Origin of the sequence: Actinomadura sp. 3N407, assembly GCF_052245875.1 — a bacterium.
GTDB lineage: Bacteria > Actinomycetota > Actinomycetes > Streptosporangiales > Streptosporangiaceae > Spirillospora.
Map to the genome: position 1 here is coordinate 52,629 of NZ_JBQQBP010000031.1, position 8,261 is coordinate 60,889.

Below are 8,261 nucleotides of genomic sequence, written 5' to 3' on the forward strand. Positions count from 1 at the left end.
GACTAAACGTCCACATTGGACATGACGTGCTTGATCCTCGTGTAGTCCTCGATGCCGTACACGGACAGGTCCTTGCCGTAGCCGGAGTGCTTGAAGCCGCCGTGCGGCATCTCCGCCACCAGCGGGATGTGCGTGTTGATCCACACACAGCCGAAGTCGAGCTCCCGCGACATCCGCATGGCCCGGCCGTGGTCGCGCGTCCACACCGACGACGCGAGCCCGTACTCCACCCCGTTCGCCCACCGCAGCGCCTCGGCCTCGTCGGTGAACCGCTGCACGCTGATCACCGGGCCGAACACCTCCTGCCGCACCATCTCGTCGTCCTGCCGCAGGCCGGACACCACCGTCGGGGCGTAGAAGAAACCCTGCGAGCCGACGCGCCCGCCGCCCGCGGCCACCGACGCGTGGCCGGGCAGCCGGTCGACGAAGCCGCTGACCTTCGCCAGCTGGTCGGCGTTGTTCAGCGGGCCGTAGTCGCCGTCGACACCGGTCGACGTGCCGGCGGCCTGCTCGGCGAGCGCGGCGACGAGGTCGTCGTGAACGCCCGGCGCGGCCAGCACCCGGCTCGCGGCCGTGCAGTCCTGCCCGGCGTTGAAGTAGCCCGCCGCGGCGATGGCCTCCGCGGTGGCGGCGATGTCGGCGTCGTCGAACACGATCACCGGCGCCTTGCCACCCAGCTCGAGGTGCACCCGCTTCAGGTCGGCGGCCGCGGCGGTGGCCACCTCGCGCCCGGCCCGCACCGAGCCGGTGATCGACGCCATCGCCGGGATCTCGTGCGACACCAGAGCGGCTCCGGTGTCCCGGTCACCGCAGATCACATTGAACACTCCCGGCGGGAGGAACTCCGCGGCCAGCTCCGCCAGGAACACCGTCGACACCGGCGTCGTGTCGGACGGCTTGAGCACCACCGTGTTCCCGGCCGCGAGCGCGGGCCCGAACTTCCACAGCGCCATCAGCGCCGGGTAGTTCCACGGTGTCACCTGCGCGCACACCCCGACCGGCTCACGCCGCACCCACGAGGTGTGCCCGCGCATGTACTCCCCCGCCGACCTGCCCTCCAGCACCCGCGCGGCGCCCGCGAAGAACCGCAGCTGGTCGAGCAGCATCGGCAGCTCCTCCTGCCGGGTCAGCTCCAGCGGCTTGCCGGTGTTCCCGCACTCCAGCGCCAGCAGTTCGTCCGCGCGCTCCTCGATCCGGTCGGCGAGCCGCAGCAGCGCCAGCTGCCGCTCGGCGGGCGTCGCGTCCCGCCACGAGGGGAACGCGTCCCGCGCGACGGTCAGCGCGCGGTCGACGTCCGCCGGGGACGACACCGGCGCGGACGCGAACACCGCGCCCGTGGCCGGGTCGACCAGCTCTGCCGTGCGACCGTCGGCCGCGTCCGCATGGGACCCGTCGACGAAGTTCCGTACCCTTTTCATCCGCCCTCCCGGGAGATCGCGTCACCAGCGGTCGCTGGACTGTGCCGGTACGGCCGCAATGTCATCATCAGCAGCAGTCCCGCTCCTCCGACGACGACGCCGGACAGGAGCACGAGGTAGTTGTCGTACCAAGGCGCGTCCGGGGTGCGCGGCCACACCATGTTCACGATCGCCGCGACCCCGTACACCAGAGCGCCGGCGTTCACCGCGAACCCCCAGTGCCCCAGCGTGAACGGCCCGGCGGGCCGCCAGCCCTTGAGCCGCGCGCGCAGAGCGGCGAGCACGACCATCTGGAAGCCGAGGTAGATGCCGAGCACCGCGAACGAGACGATCTTCGTGACCGCATCCTCGGAGAACCCGGACACCAGCACCACCACCGCGGGCACGACGGCCGCGACCAGGAGCGTGTACGGCGGCACTCCCCGCTGGTGGGAGAAGCGGGCGAGCAGGCCGCTGCCGGGCAGCATCCGGTCGCGGGCGTAGGAGTAGATCAGCCGCGACGCCGCAGCCTGCAGGCTCATCGCGCACGACAGGAACGACACCAGCACGACGACCAGCACCACCTTGGCGCCGAACGAACCGAACGCCGCGGCGAGCACACCGCCGACCGGGTCGGCGTCCGCGCCGGAGATCACCGCGCCGAAGTCCGGCACCGCGAGCACCAGCGCGAGGCACACGAACGTCGCCGCCGCCCCGCCGACGTAGATCGTCATCCGCATCGCCTTCGGGATGCGCCGGCTGGCGTCCGGCACCTCCTCGGCGACGTCCCCGCACGCCTCGAAGCCGTAGTACTGGAAGATCCCGATCAGGCCCGCCGCGAGGAACGCGGCCAGGTAGGAGCCCTCCGGCGCGGCGCCGAAGCTTTCGAACAGCACGCCGAAGTCGTGCTGCCGCTCGGCGATCAGCAACCATCCGCCGACCACGAGCGCGCCGAGGATCTCCGTGCCGAACCCGATCATCGCCGCGATGCCGAGCACCCGAGTGCCGCCCAGGTTGATCGCCGTGGCCAGCACGACCATGACCAGCGCGCAGACGACCGTCGTGGACGTCGACGCCGTGAGGTCCAGCAGGGAGGCCAGGTAGGGCCCGGAACCGTAGACCACCGACGCGATCGTGACCAGCAGCGCGATCGCGTACACCCACCCGGTCATCCAGGCCCACTTCTGGCCCCACAACCGCCGCGCCCACGGGTAGATCCCGCCCGCGATCGGGTACTGCGACACGATCTCACCGAACACCAGCGCGACGAGAAGCTGGCCGAGGCCGACGATGACGAGGCTCCAGATCATCGGCGGGCCCGCCGCGGCCAGCGAGACGGCGAACAGGGTGTAGATGCCGACGACCGGCGACAGGTAGGTGAAGCCCAGCGAGAAGTTCGCCCACAGGCTCATGTCCCGCCGGAACTCCGAGGTATAGCCGAGGTCGGCGAGTTGCCTGGCGTCGGTGTCCGTGAAGTGGCCTGCCCCGGCCGCGGTGCCGGTCACCGGCCGTCCTCCGATTCGATCTCGTCGAGCAGCTCCTGTCCGGAGAGGACGGTGCCTGCCCAGTGCCGGTGCATCCACTCGAGATGGTCGCCGCGGCTCGCCGCGATGCGCAGCGTGTCCCAGTTGGGGAAGAGCTGCTGTGCGACGTGGACGGTCATGAGCCTCGGGTCCACCTCGAAGATGTGCTCGAAGCGCTCCACCGCGACATCGCTGACCTGCCTGGCCGACGGCGGCGTGTGCTGCTCGTCGTAGCGGTACCCGTTCATGGTGTTTCCTCGTAGGCGCGCTGCAGCCCGTACTTGCCGGGGTTCATGATGTTGTTGGGGTCCAACGCCCTCTTCACCTGGAGCATCACGTCGTAGCCGCCGCCCAGCTCCATCGGGACGAGGTCGACCTCGCCCTCGCGGCACGAGCCGTGGCATGCGCTGATCGAGCCGCCGTAACGCAGCGAGATCTCCGCGATGTCCCGCTTGGCCTCCACCCACGCGGCCCACGCCGCGTCGTCGAGTTCCTGCTCCCAGATGCCGACGTCGATCTCCGTGAGGTAGTCAACGCCGGTGTCCGCGCTGGTGTAGAAGAACATCCCCCAGTCGTCGAAGACGGGGTGCCGCTCGCGCAGCCGGGCGACGATGTCGTGCCAGTGCACCCGGACCGCGGGCAGATCGGTGTAGGCGATCGCGGCGTCCTCGCAGTGCCACGACATCGGCGCGACCTGCCCGGCCGCGGTCCGCCCGTGCAGCGGCGTCGCGTACCGGTCGTGCCTGGCGGCCCAGTCGCCCTGGGAGATCTCGTCTCCGAGGTAGCGCGCGCCCGCGTCGCGCGCGACGCGCATCAGCCGCTTGCCGCCCGCGCGCACCTCGTCCTCGTTGCCGTACGCGGCGGCGCATACGAGCGCCCGCACGTCGGCGGGCTGCGGGATGTAGGCCTCGTCGTCGCGGCGGAGGTAGTCGACCTTCCACTCGTCGAACAGGACGGCGCCCGCGAACGTCGCCACCCCGGCGCGAGCGAGCCGCCCGACGCAGGCGTAGGCGGAGTCGAAGTCGGCGAACGCCCAGAACGGGGAGAACTCCGCCTCCGGCTTGGGATACAGCTTCAAGGTCGCCTCGGTCGCGATGCCCAGCGTGCCCTGGTGGCCCATGAACAGGTGCTTGAGCTGGTAGCCGCTGGAGCTCTTGGACACCTTGCGCCCGCCGCCGTCGCCGACCCGGATCACCGTCCCGGTCGGGAGAACCATCTCGAAGCTCAGCACCAGGTCCCTGGTGTGCCCGTACCGCGAGCCGACGAGCGACCAGCCGCTGGTGCCGATCCGCCCGCCGACGAGCGAGCACGGGTAGGAGGCGGGGTCGTCGGGGTAGATCAGGCCGTGCCGGGCCAGGACCTCGTTGAGCTTGAGCATGTTGATGCCGGGTCCGACCGTGCAGGTCCGGTTGTCGAGGTCGATCTCCTTGATCTCGTTCATCCGCTTGACGTCCACGACGATGCCGCGCCGCTCCGGCACCGCGCCGTCGGTCAGCCCGGTGCCGCCGTCCCTCGGCACGATGGGGATCCGGTGCGCGTTCGCGATGCGCACCACCTCGGCGACCTCCTCTGTGGTGCCCGGCATGACGACCAGGTCCGGGATCCGCTCACGCCACCGGTGCACGGGGAACGGCGCGGGCACGCGGGCCCGGTTCATCCGCGCGGTCTTGGAGGTCAGCACGTACTCGCCGCCCAGGGCGTCGACCAGCTCGCCGAGCACCCGGTCGGTCAGCTGCGCGGTCTGCTGCGCGGTCATCGGCCCGTGCTCCCGCCCACGTCGATGCCACAGGACTCGGCGAGCAGCTCGTGGAGGTCGACGACGTCGATGGCGCGCGCCTCGCCCGCCTCGGCGAGCGGCCGCTCGGACCACGGGCAGGCCGAGACGAGCGTGTCGACCTCGAGCTCGGCGGCCTTGTCCATGCGTGCGGCGCTGATCTTCGCGGTGAGCTCCGGTTTCTCGACCGGGAGCCCGCCCCCGCCGCCGGAGCAGTAGGACCACTGGGTGACGCGGTCGACGTCGTGGAAGGTCAGCCCGGGGATCGCGCGCAGGATCTGCCGCGGCTCCCGCCAGACGCCCTTGCGCTTGTTGAGCCGGCACGGGTCGTGGTAGGTGATCGTGCGCTCGATCGGCACGGTCGGGGTCAGCCTGCCCTCGGCGAGGAACCGCGCGAGCAGCTCGACGACGAGCACGATCTCGATGTCGAAGTCGGCGCCGAAGTAGCCCGGGTAGTCCTCGGTGAACGTGATGTAGTCGTGCGGGTCGAGTACCAGCACCCGCCGGACGCCGCTCGCGCGCCAGTCGGCGAGATTGTGCTCGGCGAAGCGCCGCGACTGGTCGCGGTAGCCCATCTCGGCCGCGGGTCCGCCGCAGCACCACTGCTCGCGCATGAGGCCGAAGTCGTAGCCCGCGCGCTGGAGCAGCTGGGCGACCGCGCGCGGCACCGAGGTCCGGTAGAAGGCGGCCTCGCAGTCGACGAAGAGGATCGTCTCGCCACCGATCGGGAGGTCGAGGCCATCTGCCCAGTCGCGGACGTGTTCCTGGCTGACCGGGACCTCGCCGAGCACGGGTTCGTGGGTGCGCTCGTCGGTGCGCTCGTTCCAGCGCCGGTAGCCGGGCTGGTGGATGTCGTTGTCCACCGCCAGTGCCCGCATCTGCTTGACGAGGTCGACGGTGCGGGTACGGAAGCGGTAGAAGTCGCCGGTGAACAGGGTGTTGGGGCAGCGCAGCTCGCAGGCGCCGCACTGGGTGCAGTTCACGTAGTCCTCGGCCACGTCCTCGACGGTCAGCTCACCCTGCTCCATCGCGACGACGTTGGCGTGGAAGGCGGTCGGGGTCCACGACTCGTTGCGGGTCACCTGCATGACCGGGCAGACCTCGCGGCAGAACTTGTGGCCGGAGGAGAAGCAGTTGTAGGCCGCGTTGCGCCAGTCGGACAGGAACTCCATGGTCACAGGCGCGTGATCCGAGGGAGTGGGCTCGCTTTCCGTCATCTGTGTCCTCCACATGTGACCGGGGTCACGGGTAAAGTGAAACATATGACTTCATATTTCAAATTACAAGACCGGTGGCCGGCGGGCTAGGCTCCGCGTGGGACCCGAAGGAGGAGAAACGCCGGTGACGGACGTCGGTGCTCGGCATGTCGTCTTCGCGCCGCTGCAGGACGGCGGCCGGGTGGAGGTCGTCGCCCGGCGGATCAGCGAGGCCATCGGCCTGGGCCTGATCGCCGACGGCGAGCAGCTGCCGAGCGAGCTGGAGCTGGCCGCCGCACTGAACGTCTCGACCGTGACCCTCCGCGAAGCGCTGATGCTGCTCCGCCAGCGCGGTCTGGTCGAGACGCGCCGCGGGCGCGGCGGCGGATCGTTCGTCCGCGCGCCCGTCGACGCATCGGTGTCCCGCCTTCGCACCACGCTGCGGGAGACCGGCGTCCACGAGCTGCGCGAGATCGGCGACCACCTGCTGGCGGTGTCCGCCACCGCCGCCCAGCTGGCCGCGTCACGCGCGTCCGCCGACCAGATCGCCCTCCTCACCGGGCTGGTGGACCAACTGGCCACCGCGAGGACGGCGGGCGAACGACGCCGTGCCGACGGCCGCTTCCACATCGAGCTCGCCGCGGCCGCCCAGTCCACTCGCCTGACCCGCCAGTCGATCGACCTGCAGGGCGAGATCGGAGAGCTGCTGTGGATCCCGCTGGGCGAGGCCGTCGAGCGCGACGAGCGGGTGGCCCAGCATCGCGCCGTCGTCGCCGCGATCGAGGCGAGGGACGGCCATCGCGCGCGCCTGCTGGTCGAGGAGCACGTGGAACTGGCCATTTCCAGGTTGATCGAGTTCCATCTGCAGCTGGTGCACTAGAGTGAAGCCCGACGTCGACCGTGGAGCAGCCATGGAAGCGATCACGTACACCGGTGACACCGCCTCCTCGGTGGAGGCCCTGGTCCGGGACACGTTCGACGGCATAGACACGCTCCGGTCACTGACCGTCGACGTCCACCGCCGAGCCGTGACCGAGGGCCGCGCCCCGACCACGTCGGACATGGCGTCCATCCGCCCCACGGTGCTCGAGCACCTGTCGAGCCGGCGCCTGTGCGCGGGCACCGGCGTGATCGCGGCGCCCGGAACGCTGGCCGACCAGCCGAGGTGGCTCGAGTGGTGGCGCAGGCCCCCCGCGGCCGGCGACCTGTTCCCCCTTGCGGTCGACCTGGACCCGGACAACATCGGCAGCTACGAGTACCCGCTGGCGCCGTGGTTCGACGTCCCGTACCGGACCGGCCACCGGGTGGTGGTCGGCCCGTACGTGGACTACGCGGGCACCGACGAGTACATCCTCACGTTCTCCGCCCCGATCACGAGCGACGCGGGCTTCTTCGGCGTAGCGGCGGCCGACATCCGCGCGACGGACTTCGAACGCGCGATCCTCCCCATCCTCAACACGGAGGGTCCCGCCACGCTCCTGATCAACTCGACGGGCCGCGTCCTGGCCTCGAACACTCCGGCGACCATCGTGGGCTCCATCATCCACCCCGACGGCCTCCCCCGCCGCGAACTCCCGCACGGCCCCGACTGGGCCGACTGCGTGGGACTCCCCTGGTTCCTCGTTCGGAACTGAGTTGGTCGACCACATCGATTGCGGTCGGCTGCAGCCGGTCGAGCATGGCATTGAGTGTGACGACCAGGTGACCGATGTCGCCGTCGCCGCCGGCGGGGAGCCGTTCGCCCACTCGCGATTGCGCTGACCCGTTCGGCGAGGGGCGAGCTGGTCCAGCGGGCTGAGGCCGTTGCGCGAGAGCCCGGGCTGGTCTGCGTCCCCGGGTGGGCGGATCGTCCGCCGAAGCGCTGCGCCGATGCTTCCACCTTTCTGGTGGTCACACCTGATGGCGCGCGTTTGCGGGGCGGTCACGCTGGAACGACCGTAGGAGGCTGGACGAGAGGGGCGTCCCTCCCGGCCTTCGTGCCTGGCCGGGAAGGGAGAGCTGCATGGTCGGGGGGATCACGGCGGGCGGCCTGGTGGCCACCGGGCCGGGGCCCACCCGGGACGGGATGGTGCTGCGGCTGAGGGCTGTCGCGCTGGTGTCGGTGTCGGTGCTGGAGATCGCCCGGGCCGAGGTCCCCCTGCACAGCCTGCGCCGGTGGGCCGCGGAGAACGGGCCCGGCCTCGCCGTCGGCGCACCGGGCCCGGGTACCGATGACCGTTGACCGCGGGTGGGCGGACGCCGGGGAGGGACGCTGCGGGGGCGGGGGGATGAGGCGATGACCCTGCAGCAGTTGTACCTGGCGCTGCTGATCGGTGGTTCGGTGCTGCTGGCCAGCATCACCGCGGCCCGCGTGGCGTATCGGGCGGGGCTG

8 protein-coding genes are annotated in these 8,261 nt (G+C 70.9%); 3 read left to right on the plus strand and 5 right to left on the minus strand.

The window, feature by feature from the left end; genetic code table 11:
- Positions 1 to 2: 2 nt before the first annotated feature.
- Genes ACTWPP_RS41930 through ACTWPP_RS41950 form a run of 5 tightly spaced genes read right to left on the minus strand, consistent with a single transcriptional unit; the run spans position 3 to position 5,866 of the window.
- On the minus strand, positions 3 to 1,418 hold the full coding sequence (locus ACTWPP_RS41930; protein WP_443110043.1) for a gamma-aminobutyraldehyde dehydrogenase: 1,416 nt from the start codon (positions 1,416 to 1,418) through the stop codon (positions 3 to 5).
- Entirely contained in the window at positions 1,415 to 2,902 is a 1,488-nt protein-coding gene (locus ACTWPP_RS41935) for an APC family permease (protein ID WP_443110044.1), read from the minus strand. The genes ACTWPP_RS41930 and ACTWPP_RS41935 overlap by 4 nt, the downstream gene beginning before the upstream one ends.
- Positions 2,899 to 3,168 (minus strand): hypothetical protein, encoded by a 270-nt coding sequence (locus tag ACTWPP_RS41940; protein WP_395961022.1) that lies wholly within the window; start codon positions 3,166 to 3,168, stop codon positions 2,899 to 2,901. The genes ACTWPP_RS41935 and ACTWPP_RS41940 overlap by 4 nt, the downstream gene beginning before the upstream one ends.
- Complete coding sequence (locus ACTWPP_RS41945) at positions 3,165 to 4,676, minus strand: FAD-binding oxidoreductase (RefSeq protein ID WP_443110045.1); 1,512 nt, start codon at positions 4,674 to 4,676, stop codon at positions 3,165 to 3,167. The genes ACTWPP_RS41940 and ACTWPP_RS41945 overlap by 4 nt, the downstream gene beginning before the upstream one ends.
- Complete coding sequence (locus ACTWPP_RS41950) at positions 4,673 to 5,866, minus strand: (Fe-S)-binding protein (protein WP_443110054.1); 1,194 nt, start codon at positions 5,864 to 5,866, stop codon at positions 4,673 to 4,675. The genes ACTWPP_RS41945 and ACTWPP_RS41950 overlap by 4 nt, the downstream gene beginning before the upstream one ends.
- Before the next feature lie 169 nt (positions 5,867 to 6,035).
- On the opposite strand from ACTWPP_RS41950, the gene ACTWPP_RS41955 reads away from it, so the two are divergent.
- From ACTWPP_RS41955 to ACTWPP_RS41965, 3 genes are all read left to right on the plus strand, one after another.
- The gene (locus ACTWPP_RS41955) at positions 6,036 to 6,770 is read left to right on the plus strand and encodes a FadR/GntR family transcriptional regulator (RefSeq protein WP_443110046.1); all 735 of its coding nucleotides are present in this window, start codon (positions 6,036 to 6,038) and stop codon (positions 6,768 to 6,770) included.
- Positions 6,771 to 6,801: 31 nt separating this feature from the next.
- Positions 6,802 to 7,524 carry a cache domain-containing protein gene (locus tag ACTWPP_RS41960; protein ID WP_443110047.1) on the plus strand — a complete coding sequence of 241 codons (723 nt, stop codon included), beginning with the start codon at positions 6,802 to 6,804 and terminating at the stop codon, positions 7,522 to 7,524.
- A gap of 368 nt (positions 7,525 to 7,892) precedes the next feature.
- Entirely contained in the window at positions 7,893 to 8,111 is a 219-nt protein-coding gene (locus ACTWPP_RS41965; protein ID WP_443110048.1) for a hypothetical protein, read from the plus strand.
- The last annotated feature ends 150 nt before the right edge of the window (positions 8,112 to 8,261 follow it).

Coding starts and splice junctions, on each gene's coding strand:
- ACTWPP_RS41930 (WP_443110043.1), bottom strand. CDS start 1,418: ATGAAAAGGGTACGGAACTTCGTCGACGGGTCCCATGCGGACGCGGCC.
- ACTWPP_RS41940 (WP_395961022.1), bottom strand. CDS start 3,168: ATGAACGGGTACCGCTACGACGAGCAGCACACGCCGCCGTCGGCCAGG.
- ACTWPP_RS41945 (WP_443110045.1), bottom strand. CDS start 4,676: ATGACCGCGCAGCAGACCGCGCAGCTGACCGACCGGGTGCTCGGCGAG.
- ACTWPP_RS41950 (WP_443110054.1), bottom strand. CDS start 5,866: ATGGAGTTCCTGTCCGACTGGCGCAACGCGGCCTACAACTGCTTCTCC.
- ACTWPP_RS41960 (WP_443110047.1), top strand. CDS start 6,802: ATGGAAGCGATCACGTACACCGGTGACACCGCCTCCTCGGTGGAGGCC.
- ACTWPP_RS41965 (WP_443110048.1), top strand. CDS start 7,893: ATGGTCGGGGGGATCACGGCGGGCGGCCTGGTGGCCACCGGGCCGGGG.